At 47.3% G+C, this 24,064-nt stretch carries 23 protein-coding genes and 1 riboswitch; of the genes, 16 read left to right on the forward strand and 7 right to left on the reverse strand.

Going from position 1 to position 24,064, the window contains the following annotated elements; translation table 11 throughout:
* The first annotated feature begins 66 nt into the window (after positions 1–66).
* From GGC63_RS07800 to tenA, 4 genes are all read left to right on the forward strand, one after another.
* The gene (locus tag GGC63_RS07800; RefSeq protein WP_192701795.1) at positions 67–903 is read left to right on the forward strand and encodes a prohibitin family protein; all 837 of its coding nucleotides are present in this window, start codon (positions 67–69) and stop codon (positions 901–903) included.
* Positions 904–1,296: 393 nt separating this feature from the next.
* Positions 1,297–2,205, forward strand: a complete 909-nt coding sequence (locus tag GGC63_RS07805; protein ID WP_225948017.1) for a DNA ligase — start codon at positions 1,297–1,299, stop codon at positions 2,203–2,205.
* 61 nt (positions 2,206–2,266) lie between these two features.
* Positions 2,267–2,367: riboswitch (TPP riboswitch) on the forward strand.
* Between the two features lie 117 nt (positions 2,368–2,484).
* Entirely contained in the window at positions 2,485–3,759 is a 1,275-nt protein-coding gene (locus GGC63_RS07810; RefSeq protein WP_192701796.1) for an acetylornithine deacetylase, read from the forward strand.
* Between the two features lie 34 nt (positions 3,760–3,793).
* Entirely contained in the window at positions 3,794–4,462 is a 669-nt protein-coding gene (tenA, locus tag GGC63_RS07815; protein ID WP_192701797.1) for a thiaminase II, read from the forward strand.
* 42 nt (positions 4,463–4,504) lie between these two features.
* Here tenA and GGC63_RS07820 read toward each other — a convergent pair whose 3' ends face one another.
* Both GGC63_RS07820 and GGC63_RS35320 read right to left on the reverse strand, forming a co-directional pair.
* Positions 4,505–5,335 (reverse strand): AraC family transcriptional regulator, encoded by an 831-nt coding sequence (locus tag GGC63_RS07820; RefSeq protein WP_192701798.1) that lies wholly within the window; start codon positions 5,333–5,335, stop codon positions 4,505–4,507.
* 229 nt (positions 5,336–5,564) lie between these two features.
* Positions 5,565–6,050: a hypothetical protein gene (locus tag GGC63_RS35320; protein ID WP_377768452.1), complete on the reverse strand. Its 486-nt coding sequence runs from the start codon at positions 6,048–6,050 to the stop codon at positions 5,565–5,567.
* Between the two features lie 701 nt (positions 6,051–6,751).
* Between GGC63_RS35320 and GGC63_RS07830 the strand changes: the two genes are divergently transcribed.
* The 4 genes from GGC63_RS07830 (at position 6,752) to GGC63_RS07845 (ending at position 11,197) form a co-directional block, all read left to right on the forward strand.
* Positions 6,752–8,443, forward strand: a complete 1,692-nt coding sequence (locus GGC63_RS07830) for a M3 family oligoendopeptidase (protein ID WP_192701799.1) — start codon at positions 6,752–6,754, stop codon at positions 8,441–8,443.
* 102 nt (positions 8,444–8,545) lie between these two features.
* The gene (locus GGC63_RS07835) at positions 8,546–10,207 is read left to right on the forward strand and encodes a PucR family transcriptional regulator (protein WP_192701800.1); all 1,662 of its coding nucleotides are present in this window, start codon (positions 8,546–8,548) and stop codon (positions 10,205–10,207) included.
* A gap of 111 nt (positions 10,208–10,318) precedes the next feature.
* Complete coding sequence (pyrE, locus tag GGC63_RS07840; protein WP_192701801.1) at positions 10,319–10,849, forward strand: orotate phosphoribosyltransferase; 531 nt, start codon at positions 10,319–10,321, stop codon at positions 10,847–10,849.
* An 87-nt stretch (positions 10,850–10,936) separates the two neighbouring features.
* Positions 10,937–11,197 carry a hypothetical protein gene (locus tag GGC63_RS07845; protein WP_079909440.1) on the forward strand — a complete coding sequence of 87 codons (261 nt, stop codon included), beginning with the start codon at positions 10,937–10,939 and terminating at the stop codon, positions 11,195–11,197.
* Between the two features lie 73 nt (positions 11,198–11,270).
* On the opposite strand, the gene GGC63_RS07850 is transcribed toward GGC63_RS07845, so the two are convergent.
* Positions 11,271–12,899 carry an S-layer homology domain-containing protein gene (locus GGC63_RS07850; protein WP_192701802.1) on the reverse strand — a complete coding sequence of 543 codons (1,629 nt, stop codon included), beginning with the start codon at positions 12,897–12,899 and terminating at the stop codon, positions 11,271–11,273.
* Between the two features lie 247 nt (positions 12,900–13,146).
* Between GGC63_RS07850 and GGC63_RS07855 the strand changes: the two genes are divergently transcribed.
* From GGC63_RS07855 to GGC63_RS07865, 3 genes are all read left to right on the forward strand, one after another.
* On the forward strand, positions 13,147–13,629 hold the full coding sequence (locus tag GGC63_RS07855) for an NUDIX domain-containing protein (protein ID WP_192701803.1): 483 nt from the start codon (positions 13,147–13,149) through the stop codon (positions 13,627–13,629).
* A gap of 147 nt (positions 13,630–13,776) precedes the next feature.
* Positions 13,777–14,610 carry a class I SAM-dependent methyltransferase gene (locus GGC63_RS07860; RefSeq protein WP_192701804.1) on the forward strand — a complete coding sequence of 278 codons (834 nt, stop codon included), beginning with the start codon at positions 13,777–13,779 and terminating at the stop codon, positions 14,608–14,610.
* A gap of 34 nt (positions 14,611–14,644) precedes the next feature.
* Positions 14,645–15,106 (forward strand): DUF3997 domain-containing protein, encoded by a 462-nt coding sequence (locus tag GGC63_RS07865; protein WP_192701805.1) that lies wholly within the window; start codon positions 14,645–14,647, stop codon positions 15,104–15,106.
* A 297-nt stretch (positions 15,107–15,403) separates the two neighbouring features.
* Here the strand turns inward: GGC63_RS07865 and GGC63_RS07870 are convergent, their stop codons facing one another.
* Together GGC63_RS07870 and GGC63_RS07875 are read right to left on the reverse strand one after the other, a co-directional pair.
* Complete coding sequence (locus GGC63_RS07870; protein WP_079909624.1) at positions 15,404–15,721, reverse strand: DMT family transporter; 318 nt, start codon at positions 15,719–15,721, stop codon at positions 15,404–15,406.
* Between the two features lie 5 nt (positions 15,722–15,726).
* Positions 15,727–16,080 carry a DMT family transporter gene (locus GGC63_RS07875; RefSeq protein WP_192701806.1) on the reverse strand — a complete coding sequence of 118 codons (354 nt, stop codon included), beginning with the start codon at positions 16,078–16,080 and terminating at the stop codon, positions 15,727–15,729.
* Positions 16,081–16,291: 211 nt separating this feature from the next.
* On the opposite strand from GGC63_RS07875, the gene GGC63_RS07880 reads away from it, so the two are divergent.
* Complete coding sequence (locus GGC63_RS07880; protein WP_192701807.1) at positions 16,292–17,398, forward strand: N-acetylmuramoyl-L-alanine amidase; 1,107 nt, start codon at positions 16,292–16,294, stop codon at positions 17,396–17,398.
* Positions 17,399–17,454: 56 nt separating this feature from the next.
* On the opposite strand, the gene GGC63_RS07885 is transcribed toward GGC63_RS07880, so the two are convergent.
* Positions 17,455–17,610 carry a hypothetical protein gene (locus GGC63_RS07885; RefSeq protein WP_192701808.1) on the reverse strand — a complete coding sequence of 52 codons (156 nt, stop codon included), beginning with the start codon at positions 17,608–17,610 and terminating at the stop codon, positions 17,455–17,457.
* Between the two features lie 199 nt (positions 17,611–17,809).
* Here GGC63_RS07885 and GGC63_RS07890 point away from each other — a divergent pair, with 199 nt between their 5' ends.
* Positions 17,810–18,145, forward strand: a complete 336-nt coding sequence (locus tag GGC63_RS07890; protein WP_192701809.1) for a hypothetical protein — start codon at positions 17,810–17,812, stop codon at positions 18,143–18,145.
* Positions 18,146–18,199: 54 nt separating this feature from the next.
* On the opposite strand, the gene GGC63_RS07895 is transcribed toward GGC63_RS07890, so the two are convergent.
* A complete protein-coding gene (locus GGC63_RS07895) occupies positions 18,200–19,267 on the reverse strand; it encodes a S1 family peptidase (protein WP_225948018.1) in 1,068 nt (355 codons plus the stop codon).
* A gap of 192 nt (positions 19,268–19,459) precedes the next feature.
* Here GGC63_RS07895 and GGC63_RS07900 point away from each other — a divergent pair, with 192 nt between their 5' ends.
* The 3 genes from GGC63_RS07900 to GGC63_RS07910 all read left to right on the forward strand — a co-directional run bounded on the left by GGC63_RS07900 (position 19,460) and on the right by GGC63_RS07910 (position 23,794).
* Positions 19,460–21,205, forward strand: a complete 1,746-nt coding sequence (locus GGC63_RS07900) for a sensor histidine kinase (protein ID WP_192701810.1) — start codon at positions 19,460–19,462, stop codon at positions 21,203–21,205.
* Positions 21,206–21,222: 17 nt separating this feature from the next.
* The gene (locus GGC63_RS07905) at positions 21,223–22,179 is read left to right on the forward strand and encodes a Gfo/Idh/MocA family protein (protein WP_192701811.1); all 957 of its coding nucleotides are present in this window, start codon (positions 21,223–21,225) and stop codon (positions 22,177–22,179) included.
* Positions 22,180–22,495: 316 nt separating this feature from the next.
* Positions 22,496–23,794 carry an MFS transporter gene (locus GGC63_RS07910; protein ID WP_192701812.1) on the forward strand — a complete coding sequence of 433 codons (1,299 nt, stop codon included), beginning with the start codon at positions 22,496–22,498 and terminating at the stop codon, positions 23,792–23,794.
* Positions 23,795–24,064: the final 270 nt, after the last annotated feature.

Below are 24,064 nucleotides of genomic sequence, written 5' to 3' on the forward strand. Positions count from 1 at the left end.
ATGAAACATAATCTGTGAAAGTACGTAATGAACTGTACGACATACTCACCACTGGAGGTTGATGGTATGAATGCAGAAGTGACCAAAATTCCCAAGAGGCCTAACGTTGGCTTCGTCGTGACGTCCGTTTTTATAGCGCTGCTGATCGTCATCATCGGATTGAACAGCTTTGCATCCGTACAATACGGGCATGTGGGACTGTACAAAACGTTCGGCAAGTTAAATGACGAGATACTTGGCCCTGGAATACACTTGAAGCTTCCTTTCGTTCAGAGCGTTATTCAGGTCAACACCCAGGTTACCAAAGCAGAGACGGATACGTCCGCTTCGTCCAAGGACCTTCAGCCGGTTTCTACGCATGTTGCCGTTAACTACTCTGTCAACAAAGAGGCTGCCTTTAATTTGATGAACAATATTGGAGGCAATTTTGACTCGGTTATTATCTCGCCGGCAATCCAAGAGATCGTCAAGGAGGTGACGGCCAAATATCCTGCGGAGGATTTGATCGCCAAGCGGGACGTCGTCGCGGGAGAAATCAGCGATCATTTGACGAAACGGCTGGCCAAATATGATCTGATCGTGAACGATATTAACATTGTGAATTTTAAATTCTCAGATGCTTTCAATCAGTCGATCGAAGCCAAGCAGGTGGCGCAGCAGCAAGCATTGAAAGCGGAGAACGATTTGAAGCGTATTGAGATTGAAGCCAAGCAGAAAATTACGCAGGCCCAAGCTGAGGCGGAGTCGTTGAAGCTGAAGAAGCAGGAGATTACGCCGGATTTGGTTCAGCTCAAGCAGATTGAAGTGCAGGAGAAAGCACTGGAGAAATGGGATGGCCGTCTTCCGAGTGTGACCGGAGGCGCAACACCGTTTATCGACCTGAACTCGTTAGGCAGTAAATAAAACCGCGAGCACGCGCTCTCGACACCCATGGACAAAAATGGTAAATTGGAGGAGGGGTTATCAGTCTTTCCTCCATAAACAGTGTATTAATGATGGATACCGGTAACCGTATTCCGTGAATGCAATATGCTTCCTCTATGATTTGGTTCTAAACCGCATATTAGGGCTGTTGACCCTATAAGGCGTTTTTTTTTATTACTGCCTAAGGAGCTGGGGCAGCGGCGCAAGAATATCTTGTGCGGAAAAGCCCCGATTGGCAGGAGGAAAATGAATTCAGCAATCAGAAATAGTCGGTCCTGCCAAATCCGAATTCCTAAAAGACAGACATAACGGTAGTCAACAGGTTACAATCCGTCCCTTTTTGGTAAAAATGAGGATATGAGGTGATTCCTGTTGCAGGTTTTTACACCGTATCAGCCAATGAACGTCAGTATTCAACATGAGCCGTTTGACGATCCTCAATACTTGTTTGAGCCCAAATGGGACGGCTGGCGTATTGTGATCCATAAGCAAGGAAGCCGGATTGAGGCCTACACACGTCATGGGAATAAGGTGACGAAGAAGTTTCCCGAGCTCGAACAGGCTGTATCGGCTATTCAGACTCATACCGCGATTCTGGATTGTGAAGGGATCGTTATGCGAGACGGGAGACCCGTGTTTGATGATTTCAGCTACCGTGGACGACTCAGCAGCTCCATGAGGATAGCGCAAGCGGTTGCGACACATCCGGTAACTTTTGTAGCTTTTGACTTGCTGTTCACGGAGCGCGAGCATAGCAATGAGCCGCTAATGGAACGAAAGGGACGACTGCATGAGCTCCTCGTTCCTAACTCCGTCATTATGCCGACCCTGTATGTAATGGAGAGAGGGAAGGCTTTGTTCGAGCTGACACGGGAACGGGACATGGAAGGCATCGTGGCCAAACGAACGGATTCTATCTATAGGCCGGGCACGTTGAGCCGGGATTGGGTTAAAATCAAGCATTTTAAAACCATTGACGCTGTTATCCTTGGTTTCCGGACGAATCCCTTCGCGCTGGTGATCGGGCTGCAGTTCCGTACTGTCAAGAACAAGCCTGTCGGAGTGGTGGAATTCGGACTTACTTATGAAGATAAAGAGTGTTTTATGGAGCTGTCCAAGGACCTTTATCTGGAGCATGACAAGCAAACCCAATGGATACAACCCAAACTCTGCTGCCGCATCCAATATTTAGAACGTACGGATACCCATCAGCTTAGGACAACGATATTTAAGCAATTTTTGCCGGATAAAAACCCGGAGGACTGCATTTGGCATTCCTGAACGTCTCGAAGGATTGAGAACCTTATCCAGTCTATGATACTATGAATAAGAAAACGAATAAGAATTTCACTAGGGGTGCTGATGCAGCTGAGAAAGGCGGGAGCCTTAACCCTTATACCTGATCTAGGTAATGCTAGCGAAGGGAAGTGGACGTCACGGCAGTGCTGTGCTGCGCGCGTAAACCACTTTGTCCTGCGAAGTGGTTTTTTTGCTGCTATCGTATTCTGCTGAACAATTGAATAATGCGGGTATCCGCATGAATGAACTGGAGGAGATGGATTGAGTCAGGAATTGGAAGCTTTAATCAGGCAGGTCGAGGAGAGGCAGGAGGAGCTAGTGCAATTGGCCTCACGGCTGATACGATATAAGACCCCGGCGCCTCCGGCCAGAAATACAGAGGAAGCTCAGCAGTTTATTGCACAATTCCTGGAGCTTCACGGGTTTACGGTTGATCAATGGGAAGTGTATCCGGGAGACCCGAACGTCGTCGGTATCAAACAAGGACAAGCCTCCGATCAATTCAAGAGCTTGATCCTTAACGGCCACGTGGATGTGGCAGAGGTAAGTGCGGACGAGCCATGGGAAACCTCTCCGTTCGAGCCGATTGTCAAAGACGGCGTCCTCATTGGCCGTGGGGCCTCGGACATGAAAGGCGGGCTGGCGGGGGCGCTCTTTGCCATCCAGCTGCTGGACGAAGCGGGCATTAAGCTGCCCGGAGATTTGATGTTCCAATCGGTGATTGGTGAAGAAGTCGGAGAAGCAGGTACCCTCCAATGCTGCAAGCGCGGATATCAAGCCGATTTTGCAGTTGTTGTCGATACGAGCGATCTTCATATTCAAGGGCAAGGCGGAGTTATTACCGGTTGGGTCACCGTGAAAAGCAAGAAGACGTTTCATGATGCGACCCGGAAAAATATGATTCATGCCGGAGGCGGAATCCTGGAGGCCAGCGCGATCGAAAAGATGATGAAGCTCCTGCAAGGACTTCAGGAGCTGGAGAGACATTGGGCGGTCATGAAGAGCTATCCGGGGTTTGCACCAGGGACTAATACGATCAATCCGGCCGTTATCGAAGGAGGCAGGCATGCGGCGTTTATTGCCGACGAGTGCAGACTGTGGATCACCGTTCATTTTTATCCGAATGAAACCTATGAGAGTGTATGCCGGGACATTGAAGAGCATTTGAACCGGGTAGCACAAGCGGATCCGTGGCTTAGGGAGAATCCGCCGCAATACGAATGGGGAGGCTCTTCCATGATAGAGGATCGGGGAGAAATCTTCCCTTCTTTAGAAGTGGATCCGAATCATCCTGCGGTCCAGCTGCTTGGTTCAGCCCATGAAACCATATTAGGCCAGCCTGCTGTGGTGGATGTCTCTCCTACGGTAACGGATGGGGGCTGGTTTGGTGATGCAGGGATACCGGCCGCTATTTATGGCCCGGGGGATTTAAAAAACGCTCACGCTGTCAATGAACAAGTATCCATAGAGCAGCTGATTCAATTTACGAAGGTTATGCTGAAATTCATGTACGAATGGGGACACACGGCTAAATAAAGTTGCGCTGGAACCCGCTGGAGGAGGAATAGAGATGAAGTTTTCCGAGTATTTGTTAGAAAAACTGCAGCCGGTTTGGCGCAGCAATCATGACCACCCGTTCGTTCAAGAGATGGGCAAGGGAACGCTGGAGCTGGAAAAATTCCGGTTTTATATGATTCAGGACTACATTTATTTGATCGATTATGCGAAGCTGTTTGCGCTAGGTGCTGTAAAAGCGACGGATTTGACAACGATGGGCACGTTCGCCGCGCTATTGCATTCTACCATGAATGAGGAGATGGCGCTGCACCGGGCTTATGCCGCCAAATTCGGAATTTCCGAGGAGGAGCTGGAGCAAGCGCAGCCGTCACCTATCACGCTGGCCTATACTCACTATATGCTGCATGCCGCTCAGAACGGATCCTTGGCAGAGCTGGTCTCCGCCCTGCTGCCTTGCATGTGGAGCTATTGGGAGATCGGTAAGGAGCTGGCCCAAATCCCAGGATCAACCGAACACGAATGGTATGGAGAATGGATTCGAATGTACAGCTCGGAGGAATTCGGCACTCTGGCTATGTGGTGTATCGACCTGCTCGACCAGCTGGCTGAAGGCAAGCCTCAGAGAGAGCTGAATCGGCTGGAGGAGATCTTTGCGACGACTACACGATTTGAATATTTATTCTGGGATATGGCTTACCGTAAGGAAATGTGGCCGTCCTGAGTTGAGCCGGGCAGAATGACGCGGCTTTCTTTATATTCGCTTTTATCTTCTGCCGGCTCCATTACGGTAGGCTCTGGGAGAGATTCCCGTATGCTTCTTGAAGGATTTGGAGAAGTGGTACACATCACTGAAGCCGGTTACAGCAGCAATATTCGCCAGCGAATCGTCGGTGTTGATCAATAAATCCTTGGCCTTATCGAGTCTTCGTTTGTAAATGTACTGCATGGGGGTAATACCCAAATGCGTCTTCATAAATTGGTACAAATAATTCGTATTAAAATGCATTATGTCCGCCAGCTGCTCAATCTTAATGTCGTTATCCATATGCTGGTCGATATACTCCGTTACTTTTTGCAGCTTCAGAACGGAAGCGGGAGCTACGGACTTGATACCGGTACTGACGCAATGATCGATAAAGCAGCTAATGATATCGTAAATAGCGGATTTGACTCGCAGCGACATAGAGGAAGCCTGCCAGGACAGCGTCTGCTCCATTCTATGAAAAGACTGTACAATACCTGTACATTCCTCTGTATTCATAACGTAAGGAAGCCCATAATATTGAAACAGCGGGGAGAACATAACATTGGATGTAAAATGACACCAGTACTTGGTATAGGTGTTGGAGCTGACGGTTGAGAAGGAATGCAGTGTTCCGGCCGGTATGAATACGAATTGACCCGGCGCAGGATAAACATCCTGATCGTGAATGCGGATCCAGCCTTCTCCGTCGCATATGAAGTACATTTTATTGTACTCGGGCTTTAGATTCTGATAGCCCCAATCAGGCCGGCAGCGGGTAAACCCTCCGTTTAATAAATGGATTTGCAAGTCAGCTACATAGTTGTAGATCAGGTCTTTTCTGTTCTCCATCCAGGCATTCACCCTCTCTTGTCAAAAGCAGGAACCGATTCTATTTTAATATAAAACCGGCGGGAATTGAATGCTGCCGAAATGAGAAATGACACCCATTGATGGAGACATGGCCATAGTGATGCTGGAGCATCCGGCCTAATAGTAAAGCGATTTAAAGATGTACCCATATCATAAGGGTTACTTGGCCATAAAGTGAAACAGGAGGCTTGGGCAGCCTCCTGCTTACTTACGCATATGCTTTTTCCATGTACTCCAGCTTTAAAGCCGTTAAATGGGTAAGCTCCGGTGTGGAGAAAAACTCTGCCAGTCTGCGCAGCCTCATATAAATCGTGCGGAGCACGACGGAATCCATATCCGTAATCATGCTTTGGTTAGCGATATAATCCTGAAGGCTGACTTTGATAAGAAAGTCGCTTTCCCGCAAATTAACAGATAATTGCTTACTCGGGTTATAACCGTTATAAAGGATATATTTGGTCTGCTGCAGCGCATTTTGATACAGCTCAACACATCTTTTGGTAACAGGGACTTGTCTCTTCAATCCATATGAATCCTTAACGACCAGAAGTCGGTTAGCCGCATCCAAAGAATCCTTTTTTAAGTACACGATCTCGTGGGTGCCTATCCCTTCCATAAGCAAACGAATGATAATCGCATCTTGCGGATTGATGCATTGAGACTCGATAAAATTAATTTTTTCAAAAATAATAATAGCAAATCATCCCTTCAGTTTGTGTTAATGGGGTTTACTTGGAATATTTTACAATAACTGTTCCATTATTCATACGATGTAAAACAGGAAGTTTTGTCGTATGTTGACTTTCTTCTAAAATACTTTATGACAAGAGTTTTGGTAATATTACTGAAATTTTGAGTTTTTACAATAAGTGCTTAACGATGGTTGCCCGAAATGAGGGAACTAGCCTTCCAAAAGGCGGGATATTGAAGCGGAATGTAGAAAAATTTTAAAGGACGATACTCTATTTTGACAATTAGCATGCTGGTGATGAGCCGGCGAAGGAAGGGGGGAGCTCAGATCGTTCTTACCATATGTGGATAAGACATCGGGCTATAGGAGAGCAAAGTAACTCTTAAATAACCTGTGGTTAAATAAAGTGACGTTTCGACTGATTTTTAGTACAGCTATTAGACAATTTACGGTCACACAAATATTTAAACAATGATTTCGACAATCAGATCGCTGCATTCCATCATTTGTCGATTTAGATTTAACAAAAATGCTGCATTGGCGTTGACCATACAGCCATCCTTAACTCATAGTCAGTTTAGGTGTGTAATTAGGGGAGGTTTATAGTAAAATAATGGTATATGCCAGTCAAAGCAATCATAGGCTTCAAACGGTACCTTAAGGCAAGATATTACCAACCAAGCGATAAGAAAGAAGGGACATGGATGAAATTTCAAGATTACCTGTATGAGCGTCCGAATATGGAGCAGTTTGCCCATGATTTTGCCGTATTACTAGAGAAGTTCTCAGCTGCCGGGACTTTTGAAGAACAAGACGCGGCTATGAGCGCCATCAATGCTGCGAGAAGAGACGTTTCATCCATGCTTACGATCGCCCGCATCCGGCATTCGATCAATACGACAGATCCGTTCTATAAAGGGGAGCAGGATTACATAGACGAACAGTCCCCTGTATATCAAGGGTTAATTACAGATTATTACAAAGCGTTGGCTGAATCCAAATTCCGTCCGCAGCTCGAAGCCAAGTGGGGGCGGCAGCTGTTCGCGACAGCCGAGCTGTCACAGAAGACATTCCATCCGACCATCGTAGAGGATTTGAAGGAAGAAAATAAAAAATCCAGCGAATACGTGAAGCTGGTGGCATCTGCCAAGATTGAATTTGACGGACAGGAGCGGACGCTTTCCCAGCTGTCGCCTTTCATGCAATCGACCGATAGGGATATTCGCAAAAGAGCGACCGATGCAAGGTACTCTTTCTTTGAAGCCAATGAAGCTGCAGTGGACGAAATCTATGATCATCTGGTGCGTCTCCGTACACAAATTGCTAGGAAGCTCGGCTACCGCAATTTTATCGAGCTCGGCTATGCCCGCATGAATCGGACCGATTATGGACCGGAGCAGGTCGCTAAGTTCCGCGAGCAGGTGCTGGAGCATATCGTGCCTGCGGCATCGGAGTTGAGCGAACGTAAACGTATCCGGCTCGGTCTGGATAAGCTGCGCTATTACGACGGTTTGTCGTTCCTGACCGGAAATCCTAAGCCAAATGGGGATCCGGATTGGATCGTGGAGCAGGCTAGGATAATGTACTCCGAGATGTCCCCGGAGACGGATGAATTTTTCCGGTTCATGCTGGACAACGGCTTGATGGATTTGGAGAGCAAGCCAGGCAAGCGGGTAGGCGGTTATTGCACATATATCGGATCGTATAAAGCTCCGTTTATTTTTTCCAACTTTAACGGGACCTCGCACGATGTCGACGTGCTGACGCATGAAGCGGGGCATGCATTCCAATCGTATATGAGCCGCGATCTGGCTGTGCCGGAATATCTGCACCCGACACTGGATGCATGTGAGATCCATTCGATGAGCATGGAATTCCTTGCGTGGCCCTGGATGGAATATTTCTTTAAGGAAGATACCGATAAATACAAGTTCTCCCACCTGGGAAGTGCGATAACGTTCATTCCTTACGGAGTTGCTGTCGATGAATTCCAGCACATCATTTATGAAAATCCGGATATGACACCGGCGGAGCGGAAAAAGGCTTGGAGGGATGTAGAGCGTAAATATGTGCCTAGCCGCGTGTACGATGATATGCCGTTTTTGGAGCGCGGAGGCTTCTGGCATCAGCAGCAGCATATTTTCAAAAGTCCGTTCTACTATATTGATTATACGCTGGCACAGATTTGCTCCTTGCAATATTGGAAGCTTGCCAACGATGACCGAGAAGCGGCCTGGGCCAGTTACTTGAAGCTATGCCGTGCCGGCGGCAGCGGATCGTTCACCGAATTAGTGAAGCTTGCCGGACTTCGTTCCCCGTTCGAAGAGGGCTGCATTGCTCCTATTATTGGCGATATTCGGGCATGGCTTGATGCCGTCGATGATACGAAGCTTTGATATGGCTAGGTAGTATGGCTTTGATGTATTTAGGAAAAGCAGCCCAAGCTGCTTTTTCTTATGTACATAGATAATCAACATGAAGCAGAGGAGAACGGGTGTATGGGAATCACGGTGAGAGAAGCAATGCAGTGGGGAGGTCTGGCCCGGTGCAAAGTCGTTGCAGGGGAAGCCGGCCTGGACCGGATTATTGATTCGGTTACCATTATGGAGGTGCCCGACGTCATTCGCTGGCTGAACGGGAATGTGCTGCTGCTGACCAGCTTATATCCAATTAAGGAAGATGAAAAAGCCATACGCAGTTTAGTTCCGCAACTGGTAGAAGCAGGAAATTCGGCGTTGGCTGTAAAAACTCAAGCATATGTGGACCAGATTCCCGAATGGATTATTCAGTCCGGGAATCGCTGGAGCTTTCCCATCATCGAGATTCCGAATGATATTGCTTATTTGGATATTATGACCCCGTTGATGCCGTATCTTTTACACAGGCCAGACCCTGCACAATCAAGAATGGAAGATTTTTTTCAATGGCTGAAGGAGCTTGCACTGGGTGGTAAGGGGATCCCGGATTTGACGAATGCGATGGAACAAATGACAGGAAATCCGGTAACGGTAGGTTCAGAGCTAGTTTCCATAGGGTGTAACAAGGGGATGGATATCGCCTCGCTTACACGCCGCGAACGCCATGAATTAATGGCTGCCAAGCGTCCTATCCGCATGCAGCGGCTATTGAACAATAAGCCGACCCCCTGCATCGTCGCTCCATTGCTATGGAATGAGGAAGTATGGGGGGATATTACGTGTTGGCAGACGGCAAGAGAGTTTATAGAGCAGGATTATCAAATACTGGATCGGGCAATGACGCTCATAGCCTTGGAATTTCATAAGCTAATAACGAAGAGTGACCTGGAGCAATCGTTAAAAAACCATTTTCTAACCGATTTATTGTTAAGCAGGCGGCTGGATAAGGCAGAAGCGTTGGATAAAGGGAGCAGATTCGGCTGGGATTTGTCACGAAGTTATCAAGTCGTCTGTATTCGCACAGAATCATCTCAGCACACACCGAATAAGTACGCGCTGGAGCGCTCCGAGAGCCGGAGAAGGCTCATGTACAAGCTGAATTCCTTTTTCCGACTGACCGGGCCAACCGTTGTTGTGACTGAAGTGAAGGAGTTCATCGTGATCCTGCTTCCCAGGGAGATGGAGGAGGATGGGCTTACGCTTCCTTATCCGAAGGACCCTTTAAAGGATAGCTTGGTTCGCCAAATGGAAGCTATAAGAGAACAACTGGCTCCCGTAGTGGAGGAAACGGACAGGATTCATGCAGGCATCGGCCGCTTTTATGGCGGGCTAGACGGAATCCATAAGGGATATGAGGAGGCAGTGAAAGCAATAAGTCTCGGAACAACCCTTTCCAATAGAAAGACAGTCCATTTTGAAGATCTGGGGATCTATCGTTTGCTGCATTCCGTGAGCAATCAAGAAGAGCTGAAGAGCCTTCATTCGGAAACGGTCGGGCGGCTCGATGCCTATGATTCGGTTCATGAATCGGAGCTGACGGCAACCTTGAAGAAATATTTTGAATGCAACGGCTCCATATCGGTGACAGCTAAAAAGCTGTATGTTCATGTAAACACAATAAAATACCGTCTCCAAAAAATTGAACAACTCACTGGATGCAGCGTACATGACTCCGGTCAGCAATTGCTTCTTCATATGGGGTTGAAAATGGATGACATTCTAAAGCGCGAATCGAACTATTAGCCAAACCGACGAAAGTCGGTTTTTTATTTTGTCCATTCCGACATAGGCTTTCTCCTCGTGGATGGGTATGATACGAGAGGGTTACTACTAAACGTGATTATTGGAGGTTCTATGAACAAACAGAAACTGGAGAAAGCTATCTATGCTGCAGCTCATCTAACAGGCAGCTTCAAGCTTCGGTCAGGACAAGTGTCGAATCAATATTTTGATAAGTTTCAATTTGAATCGAATCCCAAGTTATTGTCTGCCATCGCCAAGGAGCTCACGGCATTACTGCCGCAGGACACCGAAATAATTGCCGGCATTGAGCTGGGGGGAATCCCTATTGTAACGGCTTTGTCGCTGGCAACAGGCCTACCTGTGGTGTTCGTCCGGAAAGAAGCTAAAACCTATGGGACTTGCAAGCTGGCGGAAGGAGTAGACATCAGGGGGAAACGAGTATGCATCATTGAGGATGTTGTGACGACAGGCGGACAAATTCGGCTTAGTGCCAAAGCGCTTGCAGGGTATGGGGCAAAATTAGATGTAGTTCTCTGCGTTATCGAACGAGGGCAGAGCGGCAGAACGAATCTGGAACAGGACGGGTTGACATTAGTATCGTTGTTTCAAATGGGCCAAGCTGAGGTTAGAACTCTACAATAAAAGTCATATAGTGACAACGGGATTCGAGCGTATTTTTACTAGATTGCTGATACGATGGGAGAAATAGATTCATAGGAGGGCTAATAGATGCAGGAGATCTATGGAGTATACGCCGTGGCCGCAGTTCTGATCGGCATTATGCTGATGCTATGTTTCGATGTCGTGATCAAAAATAGGGAGATTCTTAATACGTTCAAGAGCCATGAAACGAAGGTTGTACCCGATACCAAGCATCAAGCCAGTATGCCGGTTTATCCGCTCTATATCGATTGTTCCTCCGACCTCATCCATAATCGGGAAGGGTACGAAACCGCTGATCACCCTATAGAGATTAAACAAGGCGCATAAGGAAGCGCAATAATGGTACTTATAAACAAAAGCCCGCGGCTTATGGCCCCGGGCTTTGTCTTCATGCTGCTCGTTAATTTTGCTTCACAACGGTTACGTCTGCATAGGCGCGCTTATCGTTAAACAGAACGGATACCAGAGTAAACCTGGTTACGTTGCCTGTAATTTGTACATTACCGGCTTTGTCGAAAGTGACAGTACCGACTGGTCCGTTCTGCGGATCCCCTGTAATATCTTCAGCTGTGAAATAGGTGTTCAAAGCGAAGTTGTAGTAGGCAATTTCGTCTTGTTCATATTCGGTGCCGAAATTATCGGTCACTTTCAAATCCATCTTCTCATATCCGTTGAATTGGCTGGAATAAACCCCGTTAGTCACGGTGGCATAAGCCGTAATCGAAGTGGTTCTAGCTTCCACGGTTTGAGCAGAGATTGCGGTATTGGTTACAGTAACCGGAATAGAGACTTGGTTCCTCTCTCCGCTGATAGTTGCATAAGTAAGATAGATGGTTGCTGTACCTGCTTTGTCTCCAAGAATGTAGCCTTTATGATCGGCAGATACTGCTGCCTTCACTACACTCGGATTCGAAGAGGTAATAGTTTGAACAAGTCCAGGGGTCGTTACTTCTTCTCCTGACTCGTTTGTAACGGTTATTTCAACTTCTTTGGCCAATTTGCTGAGAGTCGGATCTTCCGCTTCTGCTTTGGATACAGAGCCGTTGCTGCCTGTAGCGGCGGAGGTTAAGTTGGAATCGATGACGCTGCTCAGTTCATAGGAAGATGCCGTTGAATATTTGTACTTTCCTGTAGACGTAATAGTCCCTACCGTAAAGGAACCCGTAGCCGTCTTAATGGAAGCTGTGTCGAGACCGCCAAGAGTGACCGTGTAGCTGCCATTGCTCAGCTTCGTATCGCCAGTTAATGTTAGTGTGGCCGAATCATTGCTGAATGCCCAAGCAGTACTAGTTGCCACAACGGATCCGTCCTTGCTGAGTGCCAAAGTAGCCTTTGTCGCGTCCACGGCTTTGTCCAGCTTGACCTGGACCGCTTGATCGCCGGATGCCTGGACGGAAGTCACAGACACTTGTTTATTTTCTGCTGAAGGGGAAGAAGGGAGGGAACCATACGCTCCTACCACCAGGTCTTCCCGGGTGGCAACAGCATCCCCGGCTTTATCACCAGGGTGGATATTGGCTTCCTTGGCTTGCTTAACCGCGTCAGCATACCATGGCGTACCCGTGGTATTCACCGTTTTGCCCAGTCCCTTGAGGAATACAGTATCGAGCTGCCCAACCGTTACATTTTCTCCTGGAGCAAAGGTAGTGTCGGTCATTCCGTCAATAAGTCCCGCTTTTTTGGCCGCTTCGATATAAGGAATGGCCCACCCGTTGGCGGTGTCATCCGAACGGACATCCGTGAAGCTGGAGGCTTGAACGGCAGCATCAACTTTTAAACCGAACACTAAAGCTGCGACCTTAGCGAATTGGGCTCTGGTCATATTCTGGGAGATGCCGAAGCTATCCTCCGATACGCCTTCAAAGATTCCCTGCGCGAGCAAAGTATCCAGCTTGGTTTTCAGGGCGGTATCTACATTAACAAGATCTTTATAATCAGCGGTAGTTTTCGTTGTATTCGCCAATGCCGTCGAGGAGAGCATAGAAAGGGCAACAGCGGCGGTGGTTAGCAGGGTTAAGCCTTTTTTCATATAAGGTTGTTCCTCCATTAAAAATAGTTCTATTAATATATAATCATACTATTTTGTCAGATCAAATGCCAACTCTTTTAGTGCATGGTAATATGTAGCAATGATGTAAGTAAGTAGATGAAGGGAGCGAAGAGAATTTGAATATTGGTCATATCGATAAGGACTTTGAGTTTGTATCCTATATGAGGAAGCTAGGGAGTCATAACTTACAAGAAGGCAGTAATGGTTAGAATGGAGGGGATGCTAAGTGGCTGGAGTTAGAGTATTCGTGCTGGATGAAGAGGATCGTCTATTATTAGTTCAAAGCGATTATAAGAAACAGGGGCCTGAGCATATGATTTGGGTGATACCAGGCGGGGGCATTGAGCCGGGGGAATATAGCAGAGATGCAGCGATTCGTGAAGTCAAGGAAGAAACAGGACTTGACATAAGGGTGGAACGACTTCTTTGGGTTGTTGAAGAGAAAGAACCGGACGGTGAGGTCGACTATTGCCATTATTTTTTGGCGGAAGTGACTGGAGGGCAGATGAGAAAGGGATACGATCCTGAATGGGATATGGAGAACCAGGTTATTATGGATGTTCAGTTTTTCAGCAGGGAGGACATGTCCAAGTTGTCTAACGTGTACCCCGAGGCAGCTTTGGATGAGTTCTGGGACTTGGCAGGTTCGGCTCCAACTCATGATCCATGGAGAAGCAGACTGTCGAGAGGATTTGGTAGTAGAAAGTAGTAACAATGATTAGGATACAAGGGCTGACCGCTGTCGTTCGGTCTTTTTTTATTCTCTCGTTTCAAAAACAAGAAATAAAGCTGCCAGGACATTCTCTTTATCTTGTAACGTTTTCCATATAATGTTATATGGTAAGGAGAGTGAGCAATGAACCGTCACGAATCAACCTATCATTTTAAAAATACCGGTGCAGGCACTGAAGCCGAATTGGCCAGGTTGCGCTCCCAAGTTCATATGAGCTGGGAGAAGGAATTCCGATTGCTACGTTGGTTTGGATTAAAGGATGGAATGCATATTCTCGAAGCGGGCTGCGGACCCGGATTCTACACGGAGCAATTGCTCGATCATTGGCCCGGGAGTAAGGTGACTGCTCTGGATATTGACGGTTTTTTGCTGGATCAGGCCAGAAACCGGACGAAGGATATCCCTGCTCATCAGCTGCAATTTGTACAAGCCTCTATTATGGAAACGGGTGTGAAGGATCAGACATTTGATTTTATTATTGTCAGGCTGTTGTTTCTCCATTTGTATGAACCGCTGAAAGCTGCTGTGGAACTTTACAGGGTTCTGAAGCCCGGCGGGAAGCTAGTCATTATCGATATTGACGATGGAGTATTTGGTACGCTATCTCCCGAGATGGAGAGTCTGCCCGTCATTATGAGCAAATTGGCTGCATCGCAAAAAAAGAACGGCGGGAATCGGCATATGGGGAGGGCACTGCCGCGACTTTTAAAGGAAGCGGGATTTATCCATGTAGATCTGGAGGCGGTTGTACAGCATACCGAGATTGCCGGAAAAGACGGGTTCAGCCGGCAGCTAGACCCCAAACGGTTTGAAGGCTTTCTTCAACGTGGCGTCATCACCCAAGAGGAATTTATGCAAATGATGAACTGGTATAAAGCGTTTCAAGAGCGTTCCGACGCATCTGCAATGATGATTTTTCTGATGGCTTGCGGGACAAAGCCGTGCAGTAAGGAATGATTTTATACGAAGGAGTAAGGAGGTGTTCAAGCTGATGTTGGGAAATAAGCGTATCCCTTCGCCCACTATGAAAATGGTAAGCTTGGGCTTATTGTACATAGCGTTGTTTGCGGCAAGCGGCTGTGCCGGATTAGGAGATTACGATATTTCATTACCTGGCGGTTATTCGGTTGTCAGGACATCCGCCCATGAAGTAGCGATACGTAAACAGGAAGGTGAAGGAGTCTGGGGAGGGGAGATCGTTCCCGCTAAGGTTGTCCAGGTCGGTTGGGATGACCGGTATATTTTGGCAAAGCAAGAAGGACTAAGGAATGACCCCAAGAGAACCGACGGCTCTTATCAAATACCGGATGAGACCCTCGTGGCTTATTGGATCGTTAATCCGCAGACGAATGAGGTTTACGGTCCAATGACAGAGGAAAACTTTGCGGCGCGAAAAAAGGCTTTGGGGATTGAGGAGAGTGTCACTTTAAAAGGACTCGACTCATTGCATTAAACGGCTATGAGATACCCAAACGGTGAGCATAAAAAGAACAGCCAAGGCTATTGAGTCTGTCGAGAAACCTAGTTTTGCGATAACTTTGCTAAATATGGAGGTGGGGTAATCCTCGGAAGAGTTTACGTCCGCCTTTGAAACCCGTGAAAATACCACTAAATCTGATCCCTTTCACGGGTTTCAACAGCGGCTGGAGGGGCATACCCCACCGTAGTATATTAGCAATAGTTCAAGCCTTATAGGTTTCTCGACAATCTGAACAGCCAAGGCTGTTCTTTTATGTATGCTGCAGGCCGCTTAGGTGCCGGTAAGCTTCAAACCGATCACACCGACAATGACCAAGCCGATAAAAAAGAGGCGCTTCGGAGATTTGGATTCTTTATACAGCCAAATACCGACGATCGCCGCTCCGGCTGCCCCTATCCCTGTCCAGATGCTGTACGCGGTACCGATAGGAATATGCACCAGTGCCTTCGATAAGAAGTAAAAGCTCAACCCCATCGAAGGGATACAAGCCAAAGTCCAATATAATCTTCGAAAGCCCTCGGATTTTTTTATTAGAATCACACCAATAATTTCCATGAAGCCGGCTAGAAGCAAGAAAACCCACGACACGCCCATCAGTTCCTTTCTTTTTCTTTCTGAGGCTGTTCTGTCTCCGATACGCTCAGCTTGAGACCCAGGAGACCTGCCAGGAGCACAACGATAAAAAAGATCCTCAGCCCGTCCCGCGGCTCACCTAAAAATAACATCCCCACAATAACCGTCCCAGCGGCTCCGATTCCGGTAAACACCGCATAGGCGGTACCGATAGGAAGCTGAGTCATAGATTTGGTGAACAAGTAGAAGCTGATTACGATACAGAGGATGGTTAACACAGATGGCACCAGCACGGTAAAGCTATGTGTATATTTAAGCCCCGTAGCCCAACCTACGTCCATAAGTCCCCCTAATACTACGTAAAGCCACGCCATTCTTATGAACTCCTTTCTTTACCCATTGCATGCAAAAAGCACCTTCTGGAACATTTTATATCATTATTACAATACTGTCTGGAAGCAGCTTTTTCAAATTTATTTCCGTTCGGGTTCGACAAAATGAGAAAATGTACTCTATGATTGGGCAAAACTTCCTGTTATATTAGTACATAAAGCGACAAAGCCATTATATGAATGAGGTATTCTAATGAAGCTACAGCCATTGAAGAAAGCCATCGTTACTATTCTTGCATTTGGACTCCTTGCTTCCCCTGCGATAAATGTGGAAGCTGCAGCGAATTCCAATGCGATTGTGACGGCAACTTCACTCTATGTCCGCAGCAAACCGGATATCCAATCTACCATCGTGGGGTCCTTAAAGCAAAATACGGTCGTCGTCACATCCCAGGAATCGTACGGATGGATCAAGATCAAAGCAGGGAGCCTGAACGGTTGGGTAGCAGGACAATATTTAAAAATGCAAAATGGTATACCGTCGGACAAGCTTACGAGCACCAGTACAAAAAGCTCGGACGCGGCTAAGAAAGGAACGGTTACCGTTCTTGCTGATTCGCTGCATATGCGCAAAGGGCCCGGAACTCAACATGCTGTCGTAAGCGTTCTATCCTCGGGTCATTCCTTGTCCGTGCTTGACTCATCACAAGACTGGGTCCAGGTCCGAACGGCCGAAGGAGCTACTGGTTGGGTGATGGGGAAGTACGTAGGCAAAGCATCGGCCAACAACGTATCGGTATCCTCGAACAGTCCGGGCCTGAAGGGGAAGAGGATTGTAGTGGACCCTGGGCATGGCGGCGGCGATACAGGGACCCAAGGGAAGAAATACGGCACGAACGAAAAATCATTGAATTTGTCTACGGCCCGTTATTTGGCAGATCAATTGCGTAAAGCCGGCGCCCAGGTGACCATGACCCGCACACGTGACGAGGAGAATCCGAATTTATCCGCGAGAGTCTCCGTCAGCGAGAAGAACCGCGCGGACGCTTTTGTCAGCATCCATTACAACTCCTCGCCGAAAGCGAATTCCGGCACGTTAACCTTCTTCTACTCAAGCTCCAAGGATATGCCTTTAGCCAGAAAAATAGAAGCTCGGCTGGATCGTGCGCTGGATTTGAAAAGCAACGGGATATCCTATGGCAATTATCATGTGCTTCGGGAAAATGCTCAGCCGTCTGTTCTCGTGGAGCTTGGATTTTTGTCCAATGCCAAGGATGAGCAGCTCGTCCGTACCGCTGCCTATCAAAAGAAAGCGGCCGATGCGATTGTTAACGGCTTGCAGGATTATTTCAACGGATAAACGAAAGGTTGCTGCTTATGCAGCAGCTTTTTTCGTGTTTATAGAATTGCTAAAATTCAAGGCCCCCGCAAAGCACCTGAATCAGCTTCAAGCTTATAACCCCACTTTTCGGAGAAATGATGCCCTTCCCGGGCGGTAGGTTTGCAAAAGCGCGATATCTTCATCCACCCGACAAATATTCCTTCCAAACTGTCTTCTTTATCAGTATCCATGGTATTTCAACTCCTTGGTCTTCATGGACTGCCGACGCCATTTGAAGAGCCTTGCCTCCCATGACACTGTTTGCTCCAGACAAGAAAGGTCAGCATGAATCTATTTCTACTAAATTAATTAATCAGTCTATCAATTTCACCCAAACTTTGAAACTAACACTTGCATACAATGTGCTATCACTATCAAGGAGGTTATGTAATGAAAAAACAAGTGAAATCAAAAGTAAGCAAAGCGGTAGGGAGAAAAATAGTCCTTCGTCCAAGCAACGCCCGTGCCACACAAAACCTTGGAAATGGCTTCCGCCGTTCCGTGTTCAGGCCACGACTGATCCCTGCCCACAGCTTCCTTACGATTACTTTCACTGCAGGTACCGGTAGAGTAGTCATTAATGCAGGTTGGACGATTACCGGTTTCGCATCCGCCTGGCCGACAGATAGCTTCCCAGCCACAACTACCGTCTGGGTCTTGATTATCGAAAATCCTACTGACGTCGACCGCTTTGTGACTCCGTACTTGATCACCAAAACACGTTAATGGAATCTGCCTGAAAGTAAACAACCCGGCACCTGGAGAGTGCCGGGTTGTATTCTATTTTTTAGCAGCAGCTGTTCTGCTTCTAGCCAAGATGATTCGTATGGAAGCCAGCTCTCTAGCCGTTAGCCGCCGGGCAAAGGCCGGATTACCGTTGGTTTTCACGTTTTTGACGATTCCGGCTCCATTGGGACGGGCAACCCGCAACCGAAATCTTCTCATGAACCAATCTACCGGAAAGGCGATAGAGGTTAGGCCGTCTTCGGTACCTGCGAAGTTGACGGCAGCTGCGAAATTATCGGCTCTCCTGAGCCATACAGAGCCCGAATCACCGGGAAGAGAGACGGGACTGGTACCTACAATGACCGATTGATTGCGAAAAGGAATTACGCCCAGATTCCCCCCATAATCGACTAGAATATCCGTATTAACGGAATCGACCCTTCCAAATCGCAGTCCCGTTGTTCGGCCAACCTTTTTGAAGCGATCCCCGACTCTATACGAGGTTACATAGCCAGGGACAACGCCGACCGTAGCATAACGGGGAGTGACTATGTTATTACGGACCGGCAGGGAGATAGCCGCATCTATAAAGTTAGTGGCGTTCCTTCTAAGCAGTGCGTATCGGGAGAGAAAGCCGACTCTATCTATCACTGGCCTTCCATTATCCGCCCCACCGGGCTGTAGTGTCTCGGCACGTACATTGGAATTCAAGGGATTAGTAAGTACGTGAGTGTTACTGAAAATGTAACGCTGATTCGCTCCGGGGAAATTGGTGACAATTAGTCCTGCGGTTCCGGACCCGGCTGCCGTCCCAATACTGTATCCTGCCGGGACAGGGCGTATACGTCCCTGGAAATTGGCATGGGAGCGAATTTTTCCTGTTCGAACAACCCGTATCGGAACCTGTACGTTTTTACCCTTGACACTTATGGTAACGGTTGAAGCGATTCCTAAAGCAACTGCAGACAAAGCGTCGGCATAAATAATGACCGCCGCGCCTTTTTTCGGCCGTTCGGGATCATGGTAGCCTACACCGACCCCCTGTACTTTGGAATGTTTTAGCAAGGCTGGCGCCATTCGCTCCTTCATGGCATAAGCTGCAGCAAAAGTGGCCAAGCTCATCACCTAACTCTCTCTTAGAATAGGATAGTGTATTAAAAATGAAGAGAAAGTGATTGGGTAGATGAACCGAGGTACATGTTTATCCTAACGTTGGCGTTGCAAAATCGCCGAAAGGGGCGGATTTTCGACAAAGTTATACAATTTTCTTCGTTTCTTGCTATAATAGGCATGGAGCGGGGTGGGCACAGATAGATGAATTTTACTAAAACGATTCCTCTGAAAACATCTCTTGTTTTTATCATCATGATTATTGCGTTGAACACATCGTATTATTTGCACTATAAGACGCTGCTTGAAGATAATCAGAAAGAGAAGATGGCAATCCTGTATAGCAGCATCAAAACGAACATGGAACAGACAGCGGCAGGAGAGAAATTCGTAGAAGACTTGATAGGCGAGAACCTCCGGACGGCGGCCATTGCCGCCAAAATAGCTTTGGACCCGGATATACATAATATAGAGAATCAGGATTTGGTCGAACTAAAGAAGCTGATCGGGGTAGACGAAATCACTCTTTTTGCTAGAGCAGGGGATGACATCGTAGGTCAAAAATCTTCCGATCCCAAGGATCTTAATGTAAGCTCCAAGGGTTGGGACCATTATTTTTCCGCATTTCAGCAATTATTCGCTCGTGAACCTGTGAATGTCGGCATTGGTCAAGCTCTTGACAACTATTGGAGCGGTCCGAGGGACACAGCAACAACCAGTCAGTCCGAGATTAATAAATGGGGCTATTATTACGACGGAACGACCAATTATATTATCAATCCCTTTGTTCATGATACGAATTTCCGGAAGTATCAGCAGATAACCGGTGTGGAGGATACGATTCAGCGAGTGATGAACGACAATCCGCATATCGCGCTTGAAGTGGCTATTTTGAATGCAGACAAATTCATGGATCATACTCTTCCTGAGAGTATTCCGACGCCGAGCAATTGGTTCTCTGCAAGAGAAGTATACTTTGGTTCTTATGATTATAGGGACCCGGAAGAAAAGCAATATGCCCAATTGGCATTGACCAAGGATACGACGGTGTTCTATGTGACGGAATCCAATGGGAAGTCCGTGATGAAAAGCTTTACCCCGATTCATAATTCCTATTTGAAATACAACGCGATGAGCTCTCCGCCCCTGATTGCGATCACATCGGACTACTCGGAAGTTAACAACATTCTTCATAAGCATTTAATCCAGATTATATGGTTTATGAGCGTCTGTACCTTGCTGGCTGTTGTTATCGTGTTCGCTATCTTTTGGATTTTTAAAAGAACAAAAGACCGGGATCTTCAAGACGTACAAGAAGCCTATGTCGGGAATATTGAGACCTTGTTTCAATCCGTCAGGGAGCAGCGGCATGATTTTATCAATCATATTCAAACGATCCATGGGTTCCTGGCCCTTCAAAATTACGATGAGCTCAGGAAGTATACGAATACGCTGGTTGGAGAAATTAGAGTCGTGAATGAGCTGGTCAATTTGAAGGATCCGGCTCTCATTGCTTTGATTCAGGCTAAGTATGCCCAAGCCGAATCTTTGAACATCCATTTCGAGTACGATTTTCAGCATATGGAATTGTTAAAGAAAAGTCCGATCAAGGCGACGGATGTCGTCAAAATGTTGAGCAATCTGATCGATAATGCGTTTGATGCGACCTCCGCTTTGGAACCGTGCGAGCGTAATGTCACCGTTAAAGGGTCGATAGTCAACAACCGGCTGGAGTTCATAGTCCGCAATACAGGCCCTATGATTCCGCTTGAAGCCCGGGGACAGCTATTCGAATCGGGCTATTCATCGAAGCCATCCGGCAAAAATTCCGGCTTGGGCCTGCATATCGTCAAACAGCTTGTGAGCAGGTATAAGGGCTCGGTACAGTATCATAGCGATTCTAGCGGAACTGAATTCGTCATCGCCATCCCCATCACGCCATCACTATAATTTTAAGGAGGAACTATATGTTACCCATCAAATGGGGTGTACTAGGTTACGCCCGTATTGCTAAAAATTCCGTCATCCCTGCCATTCTTAAATCGGAGAACAGCGCACTTCACGCGGTAGCTACACGCAGTGAGGAGAAGCAGAACGAATGCCGTGAATTATTCCAATGTTCCCGTTTTTACAACGACTATGACGCTCTTCTAGATGATCCGGAGATCAACGCGGTCTATATTCCTCTGCCGAATTCTATGCATAAGGAATGGGCGATAAAAGCGATGCAAAAAGGCAAGCATGTTCTCTGCGAGAAGCCTATGGCCTTGAATGCGGCTGAATGTGCGGAAATGATCCGTACTGCGGAACAAAATCAGGTTCTTCTAATGGAAGCCTTCATGTATCGTTACACGGATCGAACGAAGAAGGTTAAAGAGATAGTGGAGAGCGGAGAAATCGGTGAGGTTCGGTATATCCAATCTACCTTCCGTTTCTTGCTGGACCGTCCGAATACGATCAAGGTTCAACCGGAGCTGGGAGGCGGATCGTTGTATGATGTCGGCTCCTATCCTGTGAATTTCGTTGGAATGATCATGAACCAGCTGCCGGAGTCCTGTGTGACGGAATGTGTTAAGGAGAATGGGGTCGATGTCCTGTTCTCGGCACTTTTAAAATACCCTAATGGCGTGATCGCCAGCATTAGCAGCGGCTTTAATGCCTTCAATCAAATGAATTCCGAAATAATCGGTACGAAGGGCAGAATAGAAGTCCCTGATACCTTTCAGGGAAGCGATGGCACGATTCGTGTTGTCACTACGGAGGGAGCTCGTCAGGTACCGGTCGAGGAATCGGATCGTTACACCTTGCAGGTAACGGATTTTGCCGACGCTATTGCAAATCAACGCAAGCCGCTGGTGTCTCTGGAGGAATCCTACCGCAACATGCAGGTCATTGATTTATTATTAAACCAAATGAGGGGCTAAATTATATCCCCTAAGACCCATTAGAAAGTAAGCAGCGCCGCTTAGGGCTCATCGTTGCAGATGGCTCCTGACGGCGCTTTTTTATCGTCTATATGTAGCCTGTGCTAAAGAACAGAGCCTGCCTTTGGAGCTCTGCTAACCTCAAAGGCGGCAGCTACGAACGGTTGATTGATGGCAGCATGGATGACGGATTTTTTTGTCCCTGATAGACAAGCTGGAAAAAAGAAGCATAAATCAGAGCGTTATGACTAAAAATAATAGGGTAATAAGAGAAAGGAAGAAATCGTCGATTGTACAAGCCAGGAGGTTGGTATTGATGCCGCAACAGAGCGAGCGGGCAACATCCCGAAAAATAACGGCCAATATTTTTAAAGGATCGGTCGGAAATTTAATTGAATGGTATGACTGGTATGTCTATGCAGCTTTTGCCGTCTATTTTTCCTCCGAGTTTTTCCCCAAGGGAGATGCGACAAGCCAGCTGTTGAATACAGCCGCCATATTTGCGGTAGGCTTTCTGATGAGGCCGATTGGCAGTCTGCTGCTGGGACAGTACGCCGACCGATTTGGACGCCGGGCTGCGTTGACGCTCTCTATCACCATCATGGCAGGAGGCTCCCTAATTATTGCTTTTACTCCGAGCTACAGCACTATTGGAATCTTTGCACCGATCATCCTTGTCATCGCACGGCTGCTTCAAGGTCTCTCTTTGGGAGGAGAATACGGCACTTCAGCCACCTATTTATCGGAAATGGCAAGCAGCGGCAGACGCGGTTTCTATTCCAGCTTTCAATATGTGACGTTAATTGCAGGACAATTGATAGCGCTTGGCGTTCAAATCATTCTTCAGCAGATATTAAACGAGTCGGAGATGAAAGCGTGGGGCTGGCGTATCCCCTTCGTCATTGGGGCGTTCGGGGCATTAGCGGTTCTGTGGCTCCGCCGGACCATGGACGAATCGGACCAGTTCAAGAAGATGGACGCCAAGAGCCGGCAGAAGGCCGGAACCATCCGCGCCTTAATGAAGCATCCTAAAGCGGTGATGACGGTAGTCGGTCTCACACTGGGCGGAACCGTCGCCTTCTATACCTACACGACCTATTTGCAAAAATTTATGGTCAACACGGTTGGGTTGAATAAAGAAGTGGTCAGCTGGATCAACTTCATCGCTCTGCTTGTGTTTGTCGTACTCCAGCCGCTTGCCGGCGCGCTATCCGATCGGATCGGACGCCGTCCGCTGCTGCTTGGGTTCGGACTTTTTGGCACGCTTCTGACGGTGCCGTTGTTTCTGTTGATGGAGAGGGTGACCCAGCCTGTCGGGGCTTTTATCCTGATGCTTATCGGTCTTATTATCGTGACAGGCTATACGTCCATTAATGCCATTGTGAAGGCTGAATTGTTTCCAACCGAAATTCGAGCGCTTGGCGTAGGATTCCCTTATGGGCTTACCGTTGCGATTTTTGGCGGAACCGCGGAATTCATTGCTTTGTGGTTCAAATCGATAGGAAGCGAATCGCTCTATTATTATTATGTTGCTTTGTGCATATTTCTCAGCTTCATCGTGTATTGGAGGATGGGCGAATCCTCCAGGAAGTCTTACATAGAGAACGAAAAATGAGTTCAACAGAAAAAGGTCCTGCGGGGAGCACAATGTCATTAAGTTAAGATGCAGGACCAAGAATTATGTAAAAGAGCAGGTTATCGAAAAGATGGCCTGCTCTTTTTTTGTCCAAAAGAGAAAAAAATACTTGACAAGCAGTTATAAGTGTGTGGCGAAGCCCCTTTGAAAAAACAAGGAGGTTTCGCCGCCATGAATGAGTACGCGAATGCACTAAAACAAACGCTGACATCCCTCATACGAGAAATGTCAGCCGTACCAGCACCTTAT

The sequence above is a fragment of the Paenibacillus sp. OAS669 genome (assembly GCF_014873645.1).
Taxonomy (GTDB): Bacteria; Bacillota; Bacilli; order Paenibacillales; family NBRC-103111; genus Paenibacillus_S; species Paenibacillus_S vulneris.

What these genes read in the sequence shown, in the direction of transcription:
- GGC63_RS07905 (WP_192701811.1), top strand. Translation starts at nt 21,223, where the DNA reads ATGTTACCCATCAAATGGGGTGTACTAGGTTACGCCCGTATTGCTAAA.
- GGC63_RS07845 (WP_079909440.1), top strand. Translation starts at nt 10,937, where the DNA reads ATGCAGGAGATCTATGGAGTATACGCCGTGGCCGCAGTTCTGATCGGC.
- GGC63_RS07875 (WP_192701806.1), bottom strand. Translation starts at nt 16,080, where the DNA reads ATGGCGTGGCTTTACGTAGTATTAGGGGGACTTATGGACGTAGGTTGG.
- GGC63_RS07885 (WP_192701808.1), bottom strand. Translation starts at nt 17,610, where the DNA reads ATGGATACTGATAAAGAAGACAGTTTGGAAGGAATATTTGTCGGGTGG.
- tenA (WP_192701797.1), top strand. Translation starts at nt 3,794, where the DNA reads ATGAAGTTTTCCGAGTATTTGTTAGAAAAACTGCAGCCGGTTTGGCGC.
- GGC63_RS07895 (WP_225948018.1), bottom strand. Translation starts at nt 19,267, where the DNA reads ATGAGCTTGGCCACTTTTGCTGCAGCTTATGCCATGAAGGAGCGAATG.
- GGC63_RS07850 (WP_192701802.1), bottom strand. Translation starts at nt 12,899, where the DNA reads ATGAAAAAAGGCTTAACCCTGCTAACCACCGCCGCTGTTGCCCTTTCT.
- GGC63_RS07910 (WP_192701812.1), top strand. Translation starts at nt 22,496, where the DNA reads ATGCCGCAACAGAGCGAGCGGGCAACATCCCGAAAAATAACGGCCAAT.
- GGC63_RS07900 (WP_192701810.1), top strand. Translation starts at nt 19,460, where the DNA reads ATGAATTTTACTAAAACGATTCCTCTGAAAACATCTCTTGTTTTTATC.
- GGC63_RS07800 (WP_192701795.1), top strand. Translation starts at nt 67, where the DNA reads ATGAATGCAGAAGTGACCAAAATTCCCAAGAGGCCTAACGTTGGCTTC.
- GGC63_RS07820 (WP_192701798.1), bottom strand. Translation starts at nt 5,335, where the DNA reads ATGGAGAACAGAAAAGACCTGATCTACAACTATGTAGCTGACTTGCAA.
- GGC63_RS07865 (WP_192701805.1), top strand. Translation starts at nt 14,645, where the DNA reads ATGTTGGGAAATAAGCGTATCCCTTCGCCCACTATGAAAATGGTAAGC.
- GGC63_RS07830 (WP_192701799.1), top strand. Translation starts at nt 6,752, where the DNA reads ATGAAATTTCAAGATTACCTGTATGAGCGTCCGAATATGGAGCAGTTT.
- GGC63_RS07835 (WP_192701800.1), top strand. Translation starts at nt 8,546, where the DNA reads ATGGGAATCACGGTGAGAGAAGCAATGCAGTGGGGAGGTCTGGCCCGG.
- pyrE (WP_192701801.1), top strand. Translation starts at nt 10,319, where the DNA reads ATGAACAAACAGAAACTGGAGAAAGCTATCTATGCTGCAGCTCATCTA.
- GGC63_RS07860 (WP_192701804.1), top strand. Translation starts at nt 13,777, where the DNA reads ATGAACCGTCACGAATCAACCTATCATTTTAAAAATACCGGTGCAGGC.
- GGC63_RS07880 (WP_192701807.1), top strand. Translation starts at nt 16,292, where the DNA reads ATGAAGCTACAGCCATTGAAGAAAGCCATCGTTACTATTCTTGCATTT.
- GGC63_RS07890 (WP_192701809.1), top strand. Translation starts at nt 17,810, where the DNA reads ATGAAAAAACAAGTGAAATCAAAAGTAAGCAAAGCGGTAGGGAGAAAA.